The sequence below is a fragment of the Chryseobacterium sp. GW821-FHT04C04 genome, from assembly GCF_059420365.1.
In genome coordinates this window covers 562,469-586,685 of the sequence record NZ_JBWKTO010000004.1, presented here as the reverse complement: position 1 = coordinate 586,685, position 24,217 = coordinate 562,469, and the positions used below count along the sequence as shown (strand labels likewise).

The following is a 24,217-nucleotide window of genomic DNA, read 5'->3' as shown; positions in this document are numbered from 1 at the left end:
ACCATAAGATTCGTGATATTTGTGAAAGCATTCGTGTCATCCGTGTTTTCTTTACTATTATTTCGACGGGAATTTATCCTCAATCAAGTTGAGATTAATCCCATGTTCCAGATAGGCTTTACAACCATCTAAAACGGTCGTAAAACCACCTGTATTGTCATTAATTACTTTTAACAGATCTTCGCCAGTCTGGCTGAATCCGTAGCTTTTAATAACAACAAGAGTCCCCTTCTCCATGGTTTTGAATTCATAATCTACGTTTGTTGAAGGCTCTCCCCATTCTGTTTTGATCAGCTGATTGGGAATAATCTGATGTACTTTTACAGCATTTTTTACTCCGTACATTTCCCATTCCCAGGTAACGGTCTTGCCTTCCTCTAATTTCCCGGTAGATTTTGTAAACCAGAAATTAGTGGTTACTTCAGGATTGATAAATGCTTCAAAAACATCTTCAATCGGTTTTCTGATAAGCATTTGAGCTTCAACATAGATCGTAGAACTCATGGTATAATATTTTAGATTTAGTTAAATAAATTCAGTCCGGCTGCTGTAAGGATTGCCATCACAAACGTCATGATCCCTACCTGCTTTAAATACTGATCTAATTCTTTCGGTTCTTTCACCGATAAAATCTTTCTTCTTAGTTTCGATAATGGGATCAACAGAATCATTACGATAAAAACATAATAATTTTGCTCCTGCATAAATCCATTGATTCCTAAAAATATAAGGATCAGTAATAAGGGAAGCTGTAAAAGAACCATTTCATAGATCATTGCATTTCTGAATCCAATTCTCAATGCAAAGCTATTTTTTCCTGATAATTTATCGCTTTCAATATCTCTCATATTGTTAAGGTTCAGAACAGCCATACTCATCATTCCCACTGCTGTTCCGGGTAATAACATATCCCAGCTGAAAGTTTTTGTAAACAGGAAATAGCTTCCACATACAGAAACAAGTCCAAAGAAGATAAATACGAAGATATCTCCCAATCCCATGTATCCGTAAGGTTTTTTACCTACTGTATATCCAATAGCTGCCAGAATACTCGCCACTCCTAACCCTATGAAGATATAGAATTCATTCATATAGTTTGGAATGAAAGCAACATACAATAAAGCAATGGTGGCAATGAAAGATAAAGCTGAGAAAAGAATCACTGCATTTTTCATTTGTTTTGCCGTAATTTTTCCTGATGCTACCGCTCTTGCTTCAGCTTCATTGATTCTTTTGGCATCGGTACCTTTTACTCCGTCACCGTAATCATTGGCATAATTTGATAAAATCTGGTACAGAAGTGTCACCAAAAGGGCGAGTGCAAAAATCTTCCAATCCCAGATTCCGCCTTCTCCATAAAGTCTCCATTTTGCAATGAAAGCTCCCATAATAATTCCGCTTAGTGAAAGCGGTAAAGTTCTTAGCCTTGCGGCTTTTATCCAATCCGTCATAAATTTATCATTGATAAGCGATAATTGATAAATGATAATATCATTCATCAATTATCAATTATATTTTTAAGATATCCATTGATCGTCTCCGAAGTTGGGTTTTCTTTTTTCAAGGAATGCATTTCTTCCTTCTTTAGCTTCTTCGGTCATATACGCTAAACGGGTTGCTTCTCCTGCAAATACCTGCTGACCAACCATTCCGTCATCGGTAAGGTTCATGGCAAACTTCAGCATTCTGATAGACATTGGAGATTTTCCTAAGATTTCCTGAGCCCATTCGTAAGCAGTATCTTCTAATTCTGCATGTGGAACCACTTTGTTTACCATTCCCATTTCAAAAGCTTCCTGAGCAGAATAATTTCTTCCTAAAAAGAAGATTTCACGGGCTTTCTTCTGACCTACCATTTTAGCAAGATAAGCAGAACCGTAACCACCGTCAAAGCTTGTCACATCAGCATCAGTCTGCTTGAAAATAGCATGTTCTTCACTCGCTAAAGTCAGATCACATACTACATGAAGTGAATGTCCACCACCTACAGCCCATCCCGGAACTACTGCAATAACCACTTTCGGCATGAAACGGATCAAACGCTGAACTTCCAGAATATTTAAACGGTGTCTTCCATCTTCTCCTACATATCCCTGATCACCTCTTGCTCTTTGATCTCCGCCACTGCAGAAAGCCCAGCCTCCGTCTTTAGAGCTTGGTCCTTCTCCTGAAAGCAAAACAACACCTATTGAAGGGTCTTCAGAGGCATCGTAAAAAGCGTCATATAATTCTGAAGTTGTTTTTGGTCTGAAAGCATTACGTACTTCCGGTCTGTTGAAAGCAATTCTTGCTACTCCGTTAGATTTTTTATAGGTAATATCTTCGTATTCCTTAACGGTTTTCCACTCGATCATCTTGTTAAAATTTTTCTCAAAGATACGGAATTACAGAGAAATTCTAAGGGTGAAATTCACCCATCATTTCAATAAGGAAGAGAAATTTTGAATGGCTAATTTTAAGGTATAGATATTGAGTAAAAAGGTAGTTTCAGAGTGATATTACTGCTAAAAAAATAAAAGCCGAAACAGTAAATGTTCCGGCTTTTTATTATTGAGTTATCAATGATTACTTTGCAGCTGCACTCAGTTCAGCTTCTTTAGCTTTCATTTCTTTAACTTTTTCAATGTTTTTAGTTACTACATAAATTTCTTTTAATGCAGAAACCGCATCAATGCTCTTTGGATTTGCTTTATACCATCCTTCAGCATATGGTAATGCTTTACCAAATCTTTCTCTTCTTGCGTCGATCAATTTGGAAGCTTCATCCGGCTTGTCTTTTCTCAATGCATTGATCTCTCCTACTACTTTAGAATCATCACCGATAGTAGTATATACTAAGTTTTGATAAGCATCAGAAAAATCAGGCTTAAGCTCGATTGCTTTTTTGAAAGATTCTACAGCATCATTCACAGTAGCTGGATTTTTAGCCTGCATTACTCCAAGGTTGTACCAGTTTGTTGGATCATTTGGGTTCTTAGCCAACTGTTCTTTCAATCCTGAAACAAATTTATCCGTGTTTCCTGACTGAAGATATGCTGTAGTCTGTGCTTCTTTAAGTTTAGCACTGTTCGGGAATTTAACCAATCCTTTTTCGATAACAGCAAGAGCTTCAGGTCCTTTCTTTGCATTAAGAAGTAATGAAGCCAACGTTTCATATAAATCCGGTTCTATGCTTTTTGTCTGTTCTGTTTTGAAGTCAGAATAATCAGCATTTTTCTTCATAAGTTCCCAAGTGGACTTATCAAGATTTACAACCTGTCCTGTTTTCTTTTCTTTTGCAGTATAAGTAGTTTCTACTCCTGTAAATCCAGAATTAACAAGGTCTGTATATATTTTGATGGATTGATCACTGTTATTAGCTAACGCATGACTCAGTCCTGCATAATACATATATATTTTATTATCCTGACCACTAGACTTTAATAAGTCATAAACTTCTATAAACTTAGGTGCTGCAGCGGCATAGTTTTTCGCATTGTATGCATCCATAGCAACCTTATTAGCTTCCTGAAGCTGGGCATTCAAAGCAGCGGCATCTTTTTTCTGTCCGAAAGCAAAAGCTGACGCTACGATAGCCATTCCTAAAATTAGTTTCTTCATAATAACTATTTTATATTAATTGTACAATTTATTCTTCAGAATCATTCTCATTTCCCTCTGTCTGGGTTTCATTTTCAGCCTGAGGTTCCTCATTGTTTTCCTGGTTATCAAATAGCGATCCTATTCCTTCTTCTATTTCTTCAGCTCCTTCAATTTCTTCAGAATCTTCCTCTACATCTTTATCCATTGCTACTTTTGCAATGGCTGCAATTTCGTCATTTTTCTTAAGGTTGATCATTTTTACTCCCTGAGTATTTCTACCCATTACTCTCATTTCGTCCATTCCCATTCTGATGGCAACACCGGATTTGTTGATAATCATCAATCCATCTTCGTCTGTTACGTTTTGAATCGCAATAAGATTTCCTGTTTTTTCGGTAATGTTCAGGGTAATAACTCCTTTTCCTCCTCTGTTGGTAATTCTGTAGTCTTCTACTGCAGTTCTCTTTCCGTATCCTTTTTCAGATACTACAAGTACTGTTTCGTTCTCCACATCGTTCACAACAATCATACCAATAGCTTCGTCATTGTCTTCCATCGCAATACCTCTTACCCCGATAGATCCTCTACCTACTTCTCTTACTTTTTCTTCAGGGAAACGGATACATTTACCATTTTTAGTAGCGATCATGATCTGAGATGTTCCATTGGTAAGGTAAGCCCCTAACAACTGGTCATTATCTCTGATTTCAATTGCATTTACACCATTTACCCTCGGTCTTGAATATGCTTCTAATGAAGTTTTCTTGATTGTACCATTTTTGGTAACCATCACCACACTCATTTGATTTACATATTCTGAATCCTTCAGGTTGTTAGTTCTGATATATGCTTTGATCTTATCATCCGGTTCTATGTTGATCAGGTTTTGTACTGCTCTTCCTTTTGCTGTTCTGGAGCCTTCAGGGATTTCAAATACTCTTAACCAGTAACATCTTCCTTTTTCTGTAAAGAATAGCATATACTGGTGGTTGGTTGCAGAAACAATATATTCAAGGAAGTCAGAGTCTCTTGTTGTTGCCGCTTTATTTCCTACACCACCTCTACTTTGGATTTTATATTCTGAAAGTGAAGTTCTCTTCACATATCCTGCGTGAGAGATGGTAAGAACTACAGATTCGTTCGGGATAATATCTTCGATAGACATTTCTCCTCCTGAATAGTCAATTTCAGTTCTTCTTTCGTCTCCGTATTTTTCTTTGATTTCGACCAATTCTTCTTTAATGATCTGGAATCTTCTTGGCTCATTCGCTAAGATATCTTCCAAGTTGGCAATCTCATTCATGATTGCATTGTATTCATCACGGATCTTATCAAGCTCCATGCCTGTCAAACGAGCCAATCTAAGATCAAGAATCGCCTGAGCCTGGATGTCAGAAAGTTCAAATGCCTCAATTAAGCCTTCTTTTGCAGCCTGAGGGTTTGCACTATGACGGATAATAGAAATTGCTCTATCTAAAGAATCCTGTGTTCCTATTACCTTCATGAACCCTTCAAGGATATGGGCTCTTTCTTTTGCTTTTTTAAGCTCATACTTCGTTCTCCTTACGATAACTTCATGTCTGTGCTCTACAAAGTGATGAATGATATCTTTAAGGTTCAGCTGCTCTGGCCTTCCGTGTACCAATGCAATATTGTTAACACTGAAAGAGGTCTGAAGTGCTGTATATTTATATAATAGGTTAAGAACAACATTCGGAATGGCGTCATTTTTCAATTCGTATACAACGCGAAGTCCATTTCTGTCCGATTCATCTCTGATCTCGTAGATACCAGGGATCTTCTCATCTTTAACAAGTTCTGCTGTTCTGGCAATCATTTCAGCTTTGTTCACCTGATAAGGGATTTCAGTAACGATAATAGCGTTTCTGTTTCCGATTTCGTCAAAGTTAACTTTAGCTCTTAGAACAACTCTTCCTCTTCCTGTATGGAATGCATCTCTTACCCCATCATATCCATAGATGATCCCCCCTGTAGGGAAATCGGGAGCAATAATATGCTGCATCAATTCATCGATCGTAATTTCTTTATTATCGATATAAGCGCAGATTGCATCTATAGATTCTGACAAGTTGTGCGGCGCCATATTGGTTGCCATCCCTACTGCAATACCTGAAGTACCGTTCACCAAAAGGTTCGGAACTTTAGTAGGCATTACTGTTGGTTCCTGTAAACTGTCGTCAAAGTTATTCTGGAAATCTACTGTTTCTTTGTCTAGGTCTGAAAGAATCTCATCAGAGATTTTTTTCAATCTTGCTTCAGTATAACGCATTGCTGCAGGCGGGTCACCATCCATTGAACCAAAGTTACCCTGCCCGTCTACCTGAGGATAACGTAAGCTCCAGTTCTGGGCCATCCTTACCATTGCATCATAAACAGAGGAATCTCCGTGCGGGTGATATTTACCCAAAACATCCCCAACAATTCTCGCAGATTTTAAATATTTTCTATTAGAAAACACCCCTAGTCCATACATACCATAAAGTACTCTTCTATGAACAGGTTTCAAGCCGTCTCTTACATCCGGTAACGCTCTTGAAACGATAACGGACATCGAATAATCGATATAAGACGACTTCATTTCATCAACAATGTTGATAGGAATCAGTCTTTCTCCTTCTTTTTGCATAAACAAATTTTATTATAATGATAGTCAGACCTTTAGCTGTAAGTCTGAAAATTATTTATTTCCGATTTTTATTAACGGGCTAATTTACGAAAAAAATGCCGATTTTTGCTGTAGAATTTATCCAAAAAATCTTAAAAATTCATAAAAATATGAGCGTATTAAGTATAACTTTCCACTGTACGAAAGATAACCTAGAAGAATGGGAAAATTATATTGATGAAACACTGGTTTTAATGACAGAAAACCTCATGGATGTAGACAAATATATCCTTTCTGAGGTACACAGTGATTTTATTGAAGATGGTAAGAATTACAATCTTTTATTAATATTTGATAATGATGAACTGAGGGAAGATTTCATGAAAAGTGAACTTTTAAACATTTCTGAAATCATTGAGAAAAAATTTGGACAGGAAGTTATGATCTTCAATACGTTCCTAAATCCGAAGAAAACGAGATTATAAAAAAATAAAGCACTGAAAAAATCAGTGCTTTATTTTTTTATCTGTGATGTCCATGACCCCGGCCTCTGTGATGATGACCGCGCTCTTCATAAATATACACTTTCTGAACATGGCCAGGTGCATAATATCTTGCACTCCCCCCATAATACCTTTTTGCGTGTCCCGGCGGCATTCTTCTTCCATAAGGCTCACTCACCACACACGATGACAGCATTAGCAGCACCACGCCTGCTCCCACAATTTTCAACATACTTTTCATTACTTTCACTTTTTCAATTTCGATCGCAAAATATTTCAATATTAATGCCAAAAAGAATTGAAATTTAGCTAATGTATGTTAAAACCACCCACTCATTTTATTTCCTGTTCTATTAATAGCCACTTCTTTTTTTCACCTGCCCAGGAGCATAATCTTTTGCGCTTCCGCCATATATTTTTTTAGCCTGTCCGGGAGGAAGTGTTTTAGCACGGTTTCCGTTATCATGAACTACGCAAGATGAAAGCATCAATATCACAATAAGTGCTACGGTAATTTTAGTTATATTTTTCATTATTTCTATTTTTTGAACTTTATGTAATATTACAATGGTAATGCCAAAAGTTCAAAGTTTAAATATATAGCCTTTTATTGTCAATGGTTAATTTTGCTTCGCAAGTCAATAGTGAATTTGTTATGGAGACTAGTATACCTATCAAACAAATTCATCATTCATCATTCATCATTCATCATTTATAATTTTTTAAATGACTTCGCTTCTTTTTTCCATCAATACAAGATCTTTCCACTCTCCGTTGAGCTTTCCTATTTTTTTGCGGACTCCCACCGTTCTAAAGCCATTTTTCTGATGAGATTTAATTGCCATTTCATTTTCGGAGAAGAGATTGGTCTGTAATGTCCAGAATCCGTGGTCTTCGCTGTCCAAAATTATCTTCTTGAGCAAGATGGAACCCAATCCCTTACCCTGGTATTCTTTATCAAAATAAATGCTTACTTCTGCAACTCCTTTAAAACTTTCTCTTTTGCTGATTGGTTTCAGGGCGCACCATCCTATTACTTCATTATTTTCATTTTCAAGTACCCAGCGGCAATCGTTGAAATATTCCATGCTCCAGGCTTCAGCTGTGGGAACTTCTGTTTCCAAAGTAGCAATTCCACTGTCTACTCCCTGTCTGAAAATCTCCAGTACTCTGGCTTCGTCATTGGGAAGCATTTCTCTTAATTCGTAATTCATCGTATTTAATGGTATTTTCTTTTCATTTTTCTTTTAATTCTTGAATAGTGGGTCTGCTTACTCTTCTCATCCTGAGAAACGACACTGATATTCCCATCCACTTCCAGAACGGAGAGTTTTACATTGTTTATGTTTTCAATCCCATGTTCTCTTATGGCTTCTTCCAATTCGCTTTCAGTAATTTTTACACGGTTCAGGGCCGCCTGATCCGCAACTCCGTCTCTGATAAGAATTACTGGCTCATCTTCCATAAAAGTCTGAAAGGAACGGTTGGAAAACATTATCCTTTTTAAAATAAAATTAGCAGCAAACAAAACCAATGCCGCAATAATCCCTCCCTGCAAAGAGGTATCAGGGCCTACCATAGCGTTCTGAACAGCATTTGAAATCAATAATAACAATACAACATCTCCCGCATTGAGCTGAGAAAGCTGATTTTTACCAAATAAACGAATAGCAATTACCATAAAAAGGTAAACACACAGGGAACGGACGGCGACGTTAAGAATAGGATCCACAATTTTTTTATCTACTCAAATGTATTGATTTTTGTCCTTCGTAAAAAATATTTTATTACCAGATTTTGGTATACATTTTGACATTAGGATTCTGATAAACACCACAAAAAAAACAAATGAAAAAATTATTTCTCTATTTAGGAATTTTCCTATTCTTTGTATCCTGTAAAAAAAATGAGGCTAAACCTTCTTTATCTTCAGATGCAGCCATTAATGAAAAAGTAAATACGCTTTACACTCAGTATGGTAAGTCTAATGATGCTTTTTACAACCAGCCTATTCCGGATGCATTATTTTCTCAGGATCTAAAAAAAGTTTTAGAAGATGCAATAAATGCCTCAAAAGCGGATATTGAAAAGGTGAAAAAAAGTGATCATCCTGACGAGAAGCCTTTAATCTTTGAAGGGGCTATGTTCTCGAGTTTATATGAGGGATTTACAAGTTATAAAATTAAATCTGTCAAGGTACAGGGTAAAACTGCTGATACACAGGTAGAATTTGAGTATAATATGTCGTCACCGAAAGTAACATGGATCGATACGGTACACCTGATCAATACAGAAAAAGGATGGAGAATAGACAATATTACTTTTGATACAATAGGAAATTCTAAAGATCTTAAATCAAGATTAACAGAGTTTGTTCAGAGTACGAAATAATAGAAAGCCGCTTATAAAAGCGGCTTTATTTTTTACGGGCATTGCACGATTGGAATATCACTGCAAATTACTTTATTTGCCCATTCGCAAAACGTACAGTATTTTTTTGGTTCTCCTCCGTACACGGATTTCAAATCTGACTTAGCCAGTTTCTTAAGATTTTTCATATTGTTTTAATTTTATGGTAAGGCAAAATTAAAACAGAACTGATTATTCTTTCTTACAACATCATCGTATAAGTTTTCATTATTCACATTTAATTGAATAACATGAAAACCTATTATCTGCTATGGATCTCAACTGTCACAGGCATTACATACGTGTAAGCAACCATATTATCAGTGAGTTTTTTTTGATCTACTCTATAATCAAGGTCACTCAACACCATTTCAATTTCTTTACTTACTGTTTTGCAGTCCCCTGTAGAATGAACATTTACAATTTTGCCGTTCTTGGCAATATCAAATTTCACTACTGAGTTTACCGTTCCCTGCTTATAATCAGGATTCGTAAGATCAAAATTAGCTTCCAATTTATTTCTTATATCACTGAAAGTTTCACTTTTATTCAATTGAATAGCCTGGATGGTATTATGATCTGTTGTTTGGGCTTTGGCAGTGTTCAAAACGGCAGCAATTCCGCAAACGAAAAGTGAAGCGAACAATATTTGAATTCTATTTTTCATAACTAACTGGTTTTAAATATTATACTAACCTTATTTTGTATCTCTTACCCAAAGTTATTAAAAATAATTCATATTAATTTCACATTGAATTAACATTGAGTTAATATTAGAGTGTAGTTAATTGATTTACAGTGTTATAAATTTAAAAAATAATTGAAAATTTAATATTGGAAGTTAAATTATACCCAATTGTTGAGCTATATCTTGTTTATATTTCTCAAATGGAGCATTTGTAGACTCGAAAATTTCAGCACCAAAAATATCCTTTTTTATTCTTAGAACATCTTTTTCACCTAATATGTCAGCAATCTCTTGAATCTGGGTATCTGAATATCGTTTTCTTTTATCGATAATGTCAAATGAAATATACTTATGGAATTCATATCTATATTTAAGTTTAAACATCTCTATAAATCTATCCACATCTTGTAGTGATGATAGATTTTTTAAATGAAGAATAACATCTTCAGGAGAATTAATATTAAAGATTTTATTAAGAAATTCTTTTTGTCTATGATTAAAATTCAATTTAAATTTTAACATTTTGTTTAAAATAAATTCTTCTGAAACTGGGATTACTTTTGCTAAATGTTTATTTTTTATATCAAACTCTTTTTCTTTTTTGAACAAAGAATTACAAGGATAGCAACTGGGTACAAAATTGAATATTGATAATGATAGAAATGGAAAAGCATTCTTAGGAAATACATGATCTAAAGTAAAATGCTTTTTATAAAGAATTATTCTTTTATTTACATTACTAGATAAATTATTTATTATTTTATTTCCAATTTTTGGAAACATTGTTTGTATATCTGTATTTTCTATTTTTTTATTTTTTCTTTCAGCTACAATTTTTTTAGCACTATTTTCAGAAATATCTTCAACAGTTTTTAATACTTCTTTAGGGGCAGTATTAAAAATTTCTTCAAGAGAATTATAATTATACTCCTCTGTTGTAAAACTATTTATAAAATCTATATTACAATAATAACAGGTTTTTATTTCTAATTTTTGATTGATAAGAAAGTTTGAAATTTTAGATTGATAACTATCATACTTATAAATTTTATTTTCATAAAAAATTTTATTTAAATCTATCCAATTATTATCACTTAGATCTTGTTTTTCTGCCCATTCTTGCATTTTATAAAAACTACTACACAAAATTAACTCTGCATTAAGATTAATGTCTATTCTTTTGGCAGCATTATCTATTTCGGTTTTAAAATCATTTGAAAATAGTTCAAGATACTCATTAATAAAATCTTTTCTCTTTGATTCTATAAGTTTTGGTGTAACTTCGTTTAAATATGGATAATTAATCTTTCTCATTATTTTTTTTTAAAATATTAATCTCTTCCAATCTCCTTATTAACCTTTCCTCTTCTATGTCTAACAAATTTTTTTCAGAAAAGAAAGAGGCTAATTCATCTAAGTGATTTTCTAAAATGTTTTTAAGATATTTTTCGCCAACCAAAGAAATTAATTTTGCATAATTTTCTTTATTTGTATCATAAATATCTTTTGCATTAGAATACTTTTCAGAATCTTTTTTTAAATCTATCCAATCTTTAAAATGTCGTAAAAACTCTTGAATTTTTGAAACTGCAAATTCTCCTTTTGTACTCGTAATAAAGAATCCATCTGTAAGCATTTCATGTATATTTTCGGCAAAAGTGTTATCTCCTTCATATTCTTTTGATATAGATTTTTTAGTTTTTTCATCAACTTCCAAGAATAAGACATTTTGCTTTGGTATATCTGAAAGAATAAAAGGAGAATGAGTTATGAAAAGAATGTTAATACCTCTAATACTACTTAAATTAGTATTATTTATTTGCTGCAATAAATAGTTTACAAGTTTTCTTTGAAACTCGGGATGAAAATACAATTCAATTTCGTCGAAAATAAGATTTATATATTCATATTTAATAATTTCTGTACCACTTACAGAGTTGATATTATTTAAATGATAGGTAACAGAACTTATAGAATGAATTAGCTGTTGTTCTCCCGAACTCAAATCACTTAATTTTACTAGCTTCTTATTTTCATCATCTTCTAAAAATATCTGAGTATTAAAAATAGGTGGTGGTAATAATTCGATTAAATCTTCATTATCTTTTTTTACTTGATCTAGTCCCTTTGATAGTTTATCTATATCTATTTTTTTACTTAAATCTATATTTTTCCATAACCTATTATAGTTTTTTACATAATTAATAGTTTGTATCAGTTTGTAAATAATATGGCTGTAATGTTTATTTTTTTCTTTATCATCTTCTATTTTAGATATTAGTTCACCTATTTTAATATTATATCTTCTATATTTGCTATGCTTTTGAATTAATTTTGGATTTGTTTTAAATTTTGTGTATTCTTTATATTTATTACAAATACTTATTACCTTATAAATTAGATAATAATCTATCCTCATTTGTATTTCTATATCTTGAATATCTTCTATATTATATCTTTTCTTGATTGAAGATAAAATCTGTTTAGGATTACCACAAGAAACTGTTGGTGCTTTTTCATAGTACGATTCAAAATTGATAGAAAAATTGATATCAGAATTTGTTGTAACTTTTTCATACAAAAATTCTTTTTCTTTAAATTGGACATATTTCTTACCCCATTCTTTTTGGAAATTAGTATAAATATAGAAATCTTTAAGTTCTTTATTTGTTATGCTTATTTTTTTAGCTAACATATTATCTCCAATCTTTCTGAATTCCCTTTCTTCCTTTACGAGAGGTCTCAATAAATTAACAAGAATACGTTGTTCTAAAAGTTTTTTTTCATTATTAACATCTATTATACCACTCCAACCGAGTTCTATATTTTTATCTCTTTTAGGATTGATAACCACAGGTATTTGATAAGAGTCATTCTTATGAAATAATCTATCTATCCATTCTCCAATTATATTGGAATTGAATGCATATATAGAATAATTGATAACTTCAGAATAAAAAAAGTTCTTTAGATTAAATATATCCAAATCATTATTAAAACTTTTAAAGCTAAAGTCTTTATCATCTACCTCAACAACAAAATATTTTTTATTATCATATTCATAAAAGATTTGACATTTTATTTTTTTTCTACCACCTTTAGTTGCACTTATTAGTTCAGCATCTGAAGTTAAACCACCTCCACTTTTTAATTTTAACGACATTTGATTTATACAAGCAATAAACAACTCGACTAAAGCACTCTTTCCACTTCCGTTTTTACCAACTATTGCAGAAATATTAATTTTATTCCCATATAAATTTATTGGAGTCGTTGATTCATATTTTATATTTGATACTTGAATTAATTGAGAAAAATCAGTTATTTCATTTTCTTTAGTATCTTGGAAGATATAATCATTGTAAAATTTATAAATCCTATTTTCTTCAAGGTTTTTTAAAAATTTTATATTACAATTTGCTAATGGACGTATTGCAAGTAATTTAAAGCTCATGTATTATCGTTTTCCTCAAAATTAAATAAAAAAACCACAATTTTCATTGTGGTTTTCCGTAATATATTTCTATAATTCTATTCCAATTCCTTCTTCAAAAACTTCCCGGTCAGACTCTTCTTAGACTTCACAATTTCTTCAGGAGTTCCTTTAGCAATAATCTCTCCGCCATATTTTCCTCCTTCCGGACCAACATCTATAACATGATCGGCTAATTTGATTACATCCATATTATGTTCGATGATAATGAATGAGTTTCCAAGTTCTACCAATTGGTTGATGGCATCCATTAGGATTTTCACATCTTCAAAATGCAATCCTGTAGTGGGTTCATCAAGTATATAAAGGGTATTTCCTGTTTGTCTTTTTGAAAGTTCAGTTGCTAACTTGATACGCTGGGCTTCTCCTCCTGAAAGTGTGGTTGACTGCTGTCCCAGGGTAATATATCCCAGTCCTACATCCTGTAATGTTTTCACTTTGGCAAAAATCTTAGGAATCGGCTGGAAGAAATCTACTGCTTCATCAATCGTCATATCCAATACGTCAGAAATTGATTTTCCTTTGTAACGAACTTCCAGGGTTTCTCTGTTGAAACGTTTTCCGTTGCAGGTTTCGCAATGTACATATACATCTGGAAGGAAATTCATTTCAATGACTTTCAATCCTCCACCCTGGCAGGTTTCACATCTTCCACCTTTTACGTTGAAAGAGAATCTTCCCGGCTTATAACCACGGATCTTACTTTCCGGCAGTTCTGCAAAAAGGTTTCTGATATCGGTAAACATTCCGGTATAGGTAGCCGGGTTCGAACGGGGTGTTCTCCCAATCGGGGTTTGGTCTACATCTACGATTTTATCAATGTTATCTAGCCCTTCGATTTTTTTATATGGTAAAGGCTCCTGAACCGCTCTGTAGAAGTGTTTGTTAAGGATCGGGTATAATGTTCCGTTAATCAGGGAAGATTTTCCACTTCCTGAAATTCCGGTTACTACTACCAGCTTTCCAAGAGGAACATCCAGGGTTACATTTTTAAGGTTATTTCCTGTAGCACCTTTTAAAACAATACTTTTACCATTTCCTGCTCTTCTTTCTGCAGGAATTTCTATTTTTCTTTTTCCATTAATATACTGAGCGGTAATAGTATCTGCATTCAATAAGTCTTTTGGCTTTCCCTGCCAAAGAATCTCACCACCGAATTTACCAGCTTTTGGACCAATATCCAGTACCTCATCGGCTTCCATAATCATGTCTTTATCATGTTCCACCACCAATACGGAGTTTCCGATGTCTCTAAGATTTTTCAGGGAATGAATCAGCCTTTCGTTATCTCTCTGGTGAAGGCCGATACTCGGCTCATCAAGGATATACAATACATTCACCAGCTGAGAACCAATCTGTGTAGCCAGTCGTATTCTCTGGGATTCCCCTCCTGAAAGGGTTTTTGAACTTCTGCTCAAGCTCAGATAATCCAAACCTACATCCAGTAAAAACTGAAGTCTGGTTTCAATTTCTTTTAGGATCTCGTGAGCAATGATTTTATTTTTTTCTGAGAATTTATCTTTAACATCAGCTAACCATTCTTTTAAATCAGATAAGCTTAAAGCATTGACCTCAGCAATATTTTTTCCATCTATTTTAAAGCTTAAACTTGAAGGCTGAAGGCGGGTTCCATGACATTCCGGACACGTTTCTTCTGTCGTGAAGTGTCTTTCCAGCAAAATCGCTTCATAAGATTCTCTTTCATCGATAATTTCTTCCATGAAAGCAATCAATCCGTCAAAACCAATTTTTATTTTCTTGGTAATACCTGCATATTTAAGGTCTTTATTGAATTCTTTATGACATCCGTTGTAGATATAATCCAATGCTTCTTCAGGAATATCCTTCAATGACGTTGTTAATCCTAATCCAAAGATCTCAAGAATATTTTTAATCTGTGAAAGAATCCATTTGTTAGACTTGATATCTTCCAACGGTAACAATCCCCCCTGATTGATGGATAGTTTTGGATTATCAATAAAGTAATCGGTATTGATTTTTTTGATCATTCCCAGTCCTTTACAGTTAGGACAGCTTCCTTTCGGAGAGTTGAATGAGAACGTATTGGGCTCCGGCAGGGCCAAAGAATGTCCTGTTTCTGCATCCATCAGGTTTTTGGAAAAGTATTCGATCTCCGTAGCTCCCAGTTTCTGAATTCCGATAATTCCCTCTCCCATTTCCATCGCTGTACGCAATGATTTTTCCATTCTGCTTTCTGAAGCATTTTCCCCGATAATCCAACGATCGATCACAATATCGATATCGTGGGTTTTGTAACGGTCAAGTTTTAAATCATATTCAATATCCTGCAGCGCACCATCAATTCTTGCCTGTCCGTAGCCTTTTTTGGCCATCTGTACAAAGAGTTCATGATAATGTCCTTTTCTGGAACGCACTACGGGCGCCAAAAGCATGATCTTTTCTTTTTTATAATTTTCTTTGATGGTTTCAAGAATCTGATCTTCGGTATAACTTACCAACTTTTGTCCTGTAGACAAAGAGTACGCATCTGAAACTCTCGCATACAAAAGACGAAGAAAGTCGTACAGCTCTGTAACCGTTCCCACCGTAGAACGAGGATTTTTATTGGTCGTCTTCTGCTCGATGGCAATAACCGGTGAAAGCCCTTCAATTTTATCAACATCAGGACGCTCCAATCCCCCTAAAAACTGACGTGCATAGGCAGAGAATGTCTCGATATAACGACGCTGGCCTTCGGCAAAAATGGTGTCAAAAGCCAATGACGATTTTCCACTTCCTGAAAGACCGGTGATAACAACCAATTCATTACGTGGAATTTTTACATTAATATTTTTCAGGTTGTGTTCACGTGCTCCGTAAACTTCTATATATTCTGTTGATTTGCTCATAATTTGGAGTAATTTTGCCTGAAAATCACAACGTGCAAAAATACGAAATTTTATAGAATTTTTTTGAATATAAAAGCTATAAAAGTTTCATAAAAAATACTTTGGGCTTGTTGGGTATGGATAAAGGTTTTAAAAGTATTTAAGCCTAGATCGCTTGAAATTTTACGGGAATAATATTTACACAGGTAATCAGTAAGTTTTGACTAAAGCCATATGAGTATATTCTTTTTGCCAAACGGACTAAAGCCCTTTCCTATTGATAAATAAGTCTTTATTGACGCTTCACAAAAAATTCATCATTATTTTTTTCATTTCTGTGTATAGTATTCCCAGACTGCACGGCTGATGTCTGCAATGATCTTTTCTGTATCAGCCATTTCTTCATTGATATTTTTCAAATAAACAGATAGGATAATATGTTTCCCATTGGGAAGTTTTATGATTCCTACATCATTCATAGCAGCACGTAGATTATTTTCATTTCTCCCCGAAATTCCGGTGCGATGGGCCAATTCTGTACCTGTCGGCAAACCTGCCTTCATCCAAGTAAGTCCCCTTGAAGTTTCTACCATTACCTGGTACAAATATTTTGTAGTTTCTTTCTTCAGAATTTTTCCTTTATAGAATTTTTCTAAAAGTTCAGTTGTGGCCAAAGGAGTTGTTGTATTAATATAATATTTATCGAAGGACGACATTTCCTGCTCATTCAGTTTTATTGTCAAATCTTTGATCCCCTGCTGATTGATAAATTTCTGAACAACCTCTGTTCCGCCAATGATATTCAACAAGATGTCACAGCCGTTGTTATCACTGTGGGAAACGGTATACCTTAACAACTGATCCAAAGTGAGGTAGATATTTCCTTGAGGATATTCATCTCTCATCGGGCTCCAGGTTTCAGGGAGTAAAGCTTCTTTTTTAATAAAGAATTTTTGATTTAACTTCAGCTTTCCTTTATCTACCTGATGCAAGACAGCAAGTGCAATATGAAATTTAAAAACACTCATCATCGGCGTTTCTTTATTTCCATTGACACTGAGGGTATCTTTATCTTCTATTCCTTTTAAAGATATCCCGACAGTTGCCTTTTTTGTAGAAATTATTTCATTGATTTTATTTCTTAAATCCTTAATCGTCTGACTTTTTAATGGAAAACCGAAAAAGAGAAGTAGTATTAAGAGTGCTATTTTTTTCATTCAATTGATTCTTTGTATGACTGTTTTTTCAGGGATGAAAATTTTGTCATTGTGATTTTGATCCTCATCATGACATAGTAAAAATGCCGTAATGGTACGGCATTTTATATTTTAAAGTGTTACTTATTATTTACAAGAACTTTACATATCCTGAAAATCAATGTCTTCATTGTTTATTCTTACAATATATTCAATTCCGTCAATGGCTTTAGAAATAATTTGATTTCTAATGATATTGGCCATGTTTTCCCAATAGGCCCTTCCATAGAAAGAATAGTTCTGAGGAATGATTTCTACCTCAACAGTTCTTACAAAACCTTCTTTAGGTTTATTACTGATCATTGTTCCTCTTCTTACCCTTACTTCTCTTACCTCATCTTTCAGAATCATGCGGCAATAGTTTTTAACGTCTTCCAAAGAAATAATTTTATCCCTGGTCGTTAAAGCATATTTATATGCCTGAATACTGTCTGTTCCTTTCTGCTCTTCAGCTCCACCCAATGTTTCGGTAAGCAATATAACAGTTTGTGATTTCAACTGGTTGGAAAGCTCGGTTCCCGGACGCATATGATTGGCCAAAGTACAGTGTGTTACCCAAAAAGAGGCGTAAGTGTGATCGGTTTTTTCTACCGGCTCCATGATCACATAGTTCAGCTCCTGTCTGATATTCCTTTTGGCATTATTTACTTTCTGTACCATGGATTTCATCTTATCGGACATTTCACTGAGAACTCCTTTTACATTATCTCTGTTTAGAAGGGAAAAAGCTGCAATTTCATCTCTCGTAAGTTCCAGAACATTGGCAATCATATCAACAGCATTTCTGCTTGTGAAACGTTCCATTCCTCCTTTTCTTACGGTATACAACCCTTTTTTAAGGTCATCGGCCGGAGTGAAAGGTATTTCAGTGTATTTTCTTCCGTCACCATCCTGTACCTCATCTACATACAGGAAGTGTTCTCCTTCGTCTGTTACCAAAGGAATATTATTCCCCATGATGTCAAGGCTGTATTCTGTTTTTTTCCAGCCTCTGTTGTAGATCGGGAAAGCATTCAGTACAAAGGAAAAGTTATCAAGGATTTCCGCTGAAAACTGTGGTGGAAATTCAAAAGTAAGCCACAAATATTTTTTATTATCGAGGAACTTTGTAATTTCTTCTTTTTCTGATAAAAAGTCAAGATTCTGAGGAAGCTGTCCAGGTTCTGAGAACAGACTTTGAGAAATCCCTGTTACTTCAATAAATTTATGACGGTAAATACTTTTAATGTCTTCAATCACCTTATTTCTGATAGACTGCTCTTTGAACATCTGTTCATAGCCATCATTATGACTTTCTGAAAGGTAACTTAATCCTTCTCTTACAAATAAAGGGTTTCCATTGCTGGTCACCGTGATATAGGGCAATAATTTATACACAAAATCAAGGTGTTCAAAAGCAGGATTGGAGCAGAATATACTCAGGTATTTTGGAAAGTTTTCACTGATATATTTGCTGACATCTACTCCTATTGTAATTTTCCTGTAATCTTCAGGTCTTCCCTGAAATCTTGCAATCGGAATTTTATTAAATCGGTCATCAATACTGTAGCAGGTATTTCCTACAAACATAATGGATGTGTGAACTTTATTGATTCTTACATTTCCTACCGGAGTAAAAGGAATATTCAACTGTTTATCTGATTCTGATTTTACCGTAGAAGTCATCTGTTTACGGAAAAAGAATTCTGTGTGTTCCAATAAAACTTCAGAAGAATCATAAGGCTGTGTAAAAGCCACAGAATGGGCAGGGATAGGATGTGTATAAATGGACGGTGTAAGAAGTTTTGCCAGTTTTTCCAATATACGGGCATTCACCGTTTGTATTTCATTATTCGCTTTAAAAACTTCTGTACTGAATGCATCTATCAATAGTTTCACAAAAGGATCTAAAGACTGCGGGCTTCTGAGTCCCCATACTTTAGTGGCATTCTGCAGCATTCTTGCTTTTACAGATTCTTTGGAATAAATATTCTGATCTAAATTCATAATTTTCTTTCGCTGTTAAAAATATTAATCAATAGACATCGGGCTTAGAAACAGTTCTGTTGAAAAACTGAAACGTTCTCCTGTTTCTTCCATTTTTGCATTGATAGCAATTCTTACTTTCTTTTTAATTTCGGTGTGTTCTTTAGTATCGTAGCTGTGCTCTACAAATTGTATATGGGCATCGATCTGTGGGTTTACGATTCGTGGTTCATATTCCTGAATCTGTCTTCTGAGGCTTTTGACGAAAACATTTTCCCAAATGGCACTTGTTACTCCATTATCGAATTCAAGGTTCCAAACATCGTTTCCATAGTTTTCATCGTATCTGTTCTCCCCTTTTTTGGTAGTGATCAGCAGCATAATATTGTGGGCAATACTTTCCCCCATATCGCAGGTATCGATACTTCCGCCTTCGGTCATTAAAGTAGACGGTACGAAAGGCATTCTGTAATTTGGTGTATCCATAGCTTATTGTTTTTACTTCATGGTCCTGTTTATTTAAAAACGAAATACCAAAGTACACATTTTCACCCAATAACTATTACAATACTTTAAAATATTGTTCAAAAAGAAGGGCCTTCAAACTGAATTGAAAGCCCTGAATATTTTGTATGTTTTATATCCTGCATTTTATTTTAAAGATCTGCCTTTTTCCTGTTGATGAAATAGTACACAGGAAGCCCCAATAATACCAATACAAAGCCTGGCCACGTATATTGTTGTTTATAAATTAACAATAAGATACAAAAACAAGATCCTATAATCAGGTAAATAATAGGAGTCACCGGATACAACCATGTCTTGTAGGGTCTTTCCAGATCAGGCTGCTTCATTCTTAAATAAATAACACCAAAAACAGTAATCATATAGAACAGAACAATCACAAAGGATATCATATCCAGTAAGTTGCCGTACTGCCCGCTCAGACACAGAATTGAAGCCCAAATTCCCTGCATCCATAAAGCGTTTTCAGGAACTTCATTTTTGTTGTTTTTTACCGCTGACTTAAAGAACATTCCGTCTTTGGCCATGGTCTGGAAAACTCTCGCTCCTGCCAGGATCAATCCGTTATTACATCCAAAAGTGGAGATCATCACTAATAAAGCGATGATAATGGTTCCTGCACTTCCAAAAATATTCTGTGAAGCCGCTACTGCTACCCTGTCATTGGTTGCAAATGCAATTCCATCTCTATCCAGTGCATTTAGGTATATGTAATTCACCGCGATATACAAAATCATTACAGCAGAAGTCCCGTAAATCATCGATTTTACTACATTTTTTTTAGGATTGTCAATTTCACCGGAAACAAATGTCACACTTTCCCAGGCAACAGAACTGAAGACAGAACCTACCATTGCTGCTGCAATTCCGCCCAACAGGGTCATACCTCCAATGGGTTCCCAGCCTTCTTTAAGGAAATTACCACTCAAATCTTTTTTAAGATTACTAAAGGAATCTGATCCCCAGCTAAAGTTTTCTGATAAATGAGAAATATCAACCAAAATAAAACCGGCAGCAATCAAACCTAATAATGCAATAATTTTGGAACCGGTAAATACATTCTGAAGGATTTTTCCGCTTTCTACTCCTCTGGTATTAATATAAGTAAGTAAAACAATAACTGCAATGGCCAGAATCTGGATCCAGGTGATTTTAAATTCACCACTTTGAAAGATAGGAGCAGCATCGTTAAGGGAAGGGATAAGGTAGGCTGTAAACTTACCAAAAGCCATTGCCACTGCAGCAATAGTTCCGGTTTGTATTACGGTAAAAAGGCCCCAGCCATAAAGGAATCCCATCTTTTTTCCGAAGATTTCCTTCAGATAAGTATATTGCCCTCCGGCTTTCGGAAACAGGGCCGAGAGTTCTCCATAGCTTATTGCCGCGGCTACGGTCATCACTCCTGTGATCACCCATACCACAATCAGCCAGAATCCGGACCCCAGATTCCGCATCATATCAGCGCTTACAATAAAAATTCCGCTTCCGATCATAGACCCCATCACCAGCATGATGGCGTCCCATAATTTCAGTTTTTTCTGCATAGTCAAGTATAGGGGTCAAATATAATCAAATCTGTCTTTGATTTTGAATTTTATTGAAAATTCCTCAAAACACCTGCTTTTTGTCATTTTTTATTCTGTTATGATTCAATTTTAATTAGTATTTTTGGAAAAAATATTAAACATGAAATTTAAAGTTATATTACTTGCTGCCACTTTAACTGCTTCGACATTTGCATTTGCCCAGTCTGGTCCACCAGAAGGGAAAGCTTTGGTGGGTGATACTTATGGAGATCAGGTAACTTCATCCGTTGAATCTAAAGCGATCACAGTAGATAAATTGAATAAGCAGCTTAAAAAAGATAACAAAAAGGTTGAAGGGGTAGCCGTTAAAGGAAAAGTAACTGATGTCTGTGACAAAAAAGGATGTTGGCTTACTATTCAAACAGAAGACAATTCTAAGTTTTTTGTAAAAATGAAAGACTATGCATTCTTTGTGCCTACAGCTTTAAAAGGTAAAAATGTTGTATTGGATGGAACTGCTGAGAGAAAAGTAACTTCTGTAAATGAGCAGAAACATTATGCTGAAGATGCTAAAAAACCTCAAGCTGAAATCGATGCGATTACCCAGCCGAAAGAAGAGATCAGATTTGTAGCAAACGGAATTAAAGTAGTAAACTAAGCTTTAATCATTGTATAAAATCTGAATTCTATATTTCTAAGGTTAGGTTTTGGCTAAAGCCGAATGAATGTTTATTGAAGTTAAATGGGCTAAAACCCATTCCTATTGAATATGCATTTTATTAACCTTCCCAGATTCGGAAATCAGATATAAAAATAAAAATTCGGCAGTCCTGAAGGACTGCCGAATTTTTGTTGTATGAGGTCATTATATTGACTTATTTTCTTTTTCAAACACTTCTGATGAGTGATAATGTTTAGAATCTTTTAGTCTTCAATTTTAAAATCTACTACAGAATCCAGTTTTGGATATTTAGTAGCAGAAATAAATTTCTTTCCGGTACAGTCTATTTCCAGCCAGCCTTTTCTTTTTTTAACGTCTCCGGCTTCCATTACAAAAGGAATAAATGAAATTTCATCTTTCCCCTCTTCTTTGATCTCTCTGTATTGAACTGCTATATCCAGAATACATTCATGATCTGTATTCAGTTTTACATTTCTGTAAATAAGATCATAATGGGTTTCCTGGTTTTCAGGAATTTCAAGATACGTTTCCCAACCTGTAGTATCAGAGTTAAGCTCACTGATAGCTTTCAATGCATAATAAAGAGCTATTGTATAATATTTTCGGGTTCCTTTTCTGGTGTAGTCATCTACAAAGTGGCCTCCTTCAAATAAAATGGTAGGCATTCCTGCTTTGATAAAGTTATCTCCTGTAGAAGTCGGGTAAAATTCATCAGAATATCTTCCGATCTGATTAGGGATCATTTCCTTTAAATGGTTGTATACACTTCCGATCACTGCCATACATTTTTTCCTGTTTTCAGTAACGGTACGTTCTACATTTTCGGAAGGAGCCAAAAAAGAAAGTGTAGCGGGATGAATACCATCTGTTGTGAAAATGGTTCTCTGCTCATGGAGGTTTAATGCATAATCATACTTCTTTGAAGCCGCTGCATTTTTAAGAAACTTAATCTCTTTACTTGCTTCATTATGAAAATCCCTGTTAAGATCAATATCGGCTGCATTTAGTCTTGTCCATCTTTCAGATCCGTCCGGGTTGAGCATGAATATAAAATCCAAGCTAATTTTACTGAAAAGATCCTCTTTCATTTCAGGAGCTTTATCAAGGCTTATTAAAAGATCAAGCATGGCATGAGTCGCGTTGGATTCATTCCCGTGCATTTGTGACCAGGCCAGTACCTGGATGTTTCCGGTTCCGATGCTTAACTGATAAATGGGCTTATCTAAATAAGATGTTCCGACCTCTTTAATATAATCGCTGAGATTGGTCTGTAGGTAAGAAAATAATTTTTCAGGGGAAATATAGCGATTTGAGAAATCGGGGGTTTGAGAATAGATCTGTTCAAAATTCATTTTAGGAATAGTTTACAAAAATCAAATTTAACGATTTTTGGGCAAAAACTTAAATTAACATTTGTAAATGTCAGCAAAATTCAACAATTTACAATTGACATCTATTTTGAAAGTTGTTTACAATGATTAAATTCGGCTATTTTTAAACTTAGAAACACTATTGACATTTGTAATGTTATTAAACAACCTGAAAAGACAATTTGTCTGTGGATAAAATTGTGGATTGCGAATAATATAATTCAATATATTTAAAGTATTAATAATCAGTGTATTATAATGTTTATATAAATCGTATTTACAACATTACTTGAAGTAGATAAACAGCTGTTTTAAGGCATTTGAGGGGTATTTTATTAAACATATAAAATGTGGAAAACTTAGTCATTTACTCGATTATACAAATGTAAAATATTCTAAAATTATAATTTAGCCTGAGATTTTAATTCAGTTGAAATTTTTTAAGCATTTTTAGCTTGCGATAAAATAAGTTGTTTAACAGAAACGATATTTCCCTCAAATGAAGCAAAATATGAGCTCACATAAGGTATTTACATCAGTAATTTACCTTTGTAATAACATATAAATGCATATTATATGCTTTCAAAAGGTATTTATCAGGTTTATTGTCCTGGAGATAGTGCTTTATTGATTAATAATGTAAACAGTCCATTTTAGGAAATTTAACGGACAAAATAACCTTCGAAAAAGCATCGATTTACATTATTAAACTAGTATTTAGGTATAATAATAGGTCCAATAGC

At 34.3% G+C, this 24,217-nt stretch carries 22 protein-coding genes; 3 read left to right on the top strand and 19 right to left on the bottom strand.

Annotated features, from left to right (window positions below; translation table 11 throughout):
- Positions 1 to 57: 57 nt before the first annotated feature.
- The 5 genes from AC07UM_RS16105 to gyrA form a co-directional block, all read right to left on the bottom strand.
- Entirely contained in the window at positions 58 to 504 is a 447-nt protein-coding gene (locus tag AC07UM_RS16105) for an SRPBCC family protein (RefSeq protein WP_494684103.1), read from the bottom strand.
- Between the two features lie 17 nt (positions 505 to 521).
- A complete protein-coding gene (gene menA, locus AC07UM_RS16100; RefSeq protein ID WP_494684264.1) occupies positions 522 to 1,451 on the bottom strand; it encodes a 1,4-dihydroxy-2-naphthoate octaprenyltransferase in 930 nt (309 codons plus the stop codon).
- A 66-nt stretch (positions 1,452 to 1,517) separates the two neighbouring features.
- Complete coding sequence (locus AC07UM_RS16095) at positions 1,518 to 2,354, bottom strand: 1,4-dihydroxy-2-naphthoyl-CoA synthase (protein ID WP_494684102.1); 837 nt, start codon at positions 2,352 to 2,354, stop codon at positions 1,518 to 1,520.
- A gap of 211 nt (positions 2,355 to 2,565) precedes the next feature.
- Positions 2,566 to 3,600: a tetratricopeptide repeat protein gene (locus tag AC07UM_RS16090; RefSeq protein ID WP_494684101.1), complete on the bottom strand. Its 1,035-nt coding sequence runs from the start codon at positions 3,598 to 3,600 to the stop codon at positions 2,566 to 2,568.
- 28 nt (positions 3,601 to 3,628) lie between these two features.
- The gene (gyrA, locus tag AC07UM_RS16085) at positions 3,629 to 6,229 is read right to left on the bottom strand and encodes a DNA gyrase subunit A (protein ID WP_494684100.1); all 2,601 of its coding nucleotides are present in this window, start codon (positions 6,227 to 6,229) and stop codon (positions 3,629 to 3,631) included.
- A gap of 149 nt (positions 6,230 to 6,378) precedes the next feature.
- Between gyrA and AC07UM_RS16080 the strand changes: the two genes are divergently transcribed.
- A complete protein-coding gene (locus AC07UM_RS16080; RefSeq protein WP_494684099.1) occupies positions 6,379 to 6,693 on the top strand; it encodes a DUF4286 family protein in 315 nt (104 codons plus the stop codon).
- A 37-nt stretch (positions 6,694 to 6,730) separates the two neighbouring features.
- Here the strand turns inward: AC07UM_RS16080 and AC07UM_RS16075 are convergent, their stop codons facing one another.
- From AC07UM_RS16075 to AC07UM_RS16060, 4 genes are all read right to left on the bottom strand, one after another.
- Entirely contained in the window at positions 6,731 to 7,003 is a 273-nt protein-coding gene (locus AC07UM_RS16075) for a hypothetical protein (RefSeq protein ID WP_494684098.1), read from the bottom strand.
- Between the two features lie 61 nt (positions 7,004 to 7,064).
- Positions 7,065 to 7,244 carry a quinol oxidase subunit 4 gene (locus AC07UM_RS16070; protein ID WP_494684097.1) on the bottom strand — a complete coding sequence of 60 codons (180 nt, stop codon included), beginning with the start codon at positions 7,242 to 7,244 and terminating at the stop codon, positions 7,065 to 7,067.
- 189 nt (positions 7,245 to 7,433) lie between these two features.
- Positions 7,434 to 7,925, bottom strand: coding sequence for a GNAT family N-acetyltransferase (locus AC07UM_RS16065; protein WP_494684096.1), 492 nt, complete (start codon positions 7,923 to 7,925; stop codon positions 7,434 to 7,436).
- 5 nt (positions 7,926 to 7,930) lie between these two features.
- A complete protein-coding gene (locus tag AC07UM_RS16060; protein ID WP_407297978.1) occupies positions 7,931 to 8,443 on the bottom strand; it encodes a DUF421 domain-containing protein in 513 nt (170 codons plus the stop codon).
- A 116-nt stretch (positions 8,444 to 8,559) separates the two neighbouring features.
- Between AC07UM_RS16060 and AC07UM_RS16055 the strand changes: the two genes are divergently transcribed.
- Complete coding sequence (locus AC07UM_RS16055) at positions 8,560 to 9,102, top strand: hypothetical protein (RefSeq protein ID WP_494684095.1); 543 nt, start codon at positions 8,560 to 8,562, stop codon at positions 9,100 to 9,102.
- Positions 9,103 to 9,134: 32 nt separating this feature from the next.
- Here the strand turns inward: AC07UM_RS16055 and AC07UM_RS16050 are convergent, their stop codons facing one another.
- The 9 genes from AC07UM_RS16050 to AC07UM_RS16010 all read right to left on the bottom strand — a co-directional run bounded on the left by AC07UM_RS16050 (position 9,135) and on the right by AC07UM_RS16010 (position 21,440).
- On the bottom strand, positions 9,135 to 9,269 hold the full coding sequence (locus tag AC07UM_RS16050; RefSeq protein ID WP_494684094.1) for a bacteriocin-like protein: 135 nt from the start codon (positions 9,267 to 9,269) through the stop codon (positions 9,135 to 9,137).
- Positions 9,270 to 9,382: 113 nt separating this feature from the next.
- The gene (locus AC07UM_RS16045) at positions 9,383 to 9,787 is read right to left on the bottom strand and encodes a hypothetical protein (protein ID WP_494684093.1); all 405 of its coding nucleotides are present in this window, start codon (positions 9,785 to 9,787) and stop codon (positions 9,383 to 9,385) included.
- A 174-nt stretch (positions 9,788 to 9,961) separates the two neighbouring features.
- Positions 9,962 to 11,122 carry a hypothetical protein gene (locus AC07UM_RS16040; RefSeq protein ID WP_494684092.1) on the bottom strand — a complete coding sequence of 387 codons (1,161 nt, stop codon included), beginning with the start codon at positions 11,120 to 11,122 and terminating at the stop codon, positions 9,962 to 9,964.
- Complete coding sequence (locus AC07UM_RS16035; RefSeq protein WP_494684091.1) at positions 11,109 to 13,262, bottom strand: AAA family ATPase; 2,154 nt, start codon at positions 13,260 to 13,262, stop codon at positions 11,109 to 11,111. The genes AC07UM_RS16040 and AC07UM_RS16035 overlap by 14 nt, the downstream gene beginning before the upstream one ends.
- A gap of 77 nt (positions 13,263 to 13,339) precedes the next feature.
- Positions 13,340 to 16,171: an excinuclease ABC subunit UvrA gene (gene uvrA, locus AC07UM_RS16030; protein ID WP_494684090.1), complete on the bottom strand. Its 2,832-nt coding sequence runs from the start codon at positions 16,169 to 16,171 to the stop codon at positions 13,340 to 13,342.
- A 308-nt stretch (positions 16,172 to 16,479) separates the two neighbouring features.
- Positions 16,480 to 17,367, bottom strand: coding sequence for a class A beta-lactamase, subclass A2 (gene bla / locus AC07UM_RS16025; RefSeq protein WP_494684089.1), 888 nt, complete (start codon positions 17,365 to 17,367; stop codon positions 16,480 to 16,482).
- Positions 17,368 to 17,508: 141 nt separating this feature from the next.
- A complete protein-coding gene (locus AC07UM_RS16020) occupies positions 17,509 to 19,392 on the bottom strand; it encodes a type VI secretion system baseplate subunit TssF (RefSeq protein WP_109738615.1) in 1,884 nt (627 codons plus the stop codon).
- A gap of 24 nt (positions 19,393 to 19,416) precedes the next feature.
- Entirely contained in the window at positions 19,417 to 19,857 is a 441-nt protein-coding gene (locus tag AC07UM_RS16015; RefSeq protein WP_103235398.1) for a GPW/gp25 family protein, read from the bottom strand.
- 170 nt (positions 19,858 to 20,027) lie between these two features.
- The gene (locus tag AC07UM_RS16010; protein ID WP_494684088.1) at positions 20,028 to 21,440 is read right to left on the bottom strand and encodes an APC family permease; all 1,413 of its coding nucleotides are present in this window, start codon (positions 21,438 to 21,440) and stop codon (positions 20,028 to 20,030) included.
- Positions 21,441 to 21,582: 142 nt separating this feature from the next.
- Between AC07UM_RS16010 and AC07UM_RS16005 the strand changes: the two genes are divergently transcribed.
- Entirely contained in the window at positions 21,583 to 22,080 is a 498-nt protein-coding gene (locus AC07UM_RS16005; protein WP_494684087.1) for a DUF4920 domain-containing protein, read from the top strand.
- Between the two features lie 266 nt (positions 22,081 to 22,346).
- Here the strand turns inward: AC07UM_RS16005 and AC07UM_RS16000 are convergent, their stop codons facing one another.
- Positions 22,347 to 23,456 (bottom strand): M14 family zinc carboxypeptidase, encoded by a 1,110-nt coding sequence (locus AC07UM_RS16000; protein WP_494684086.1) that lies wholly within the window; start codon positions 23,454 to 23,456, stop codon positions 22,347 to 22,349.
- Between the last annotated feature and the right edge of the window lie 761 nt (positions 23,457 to 24,217).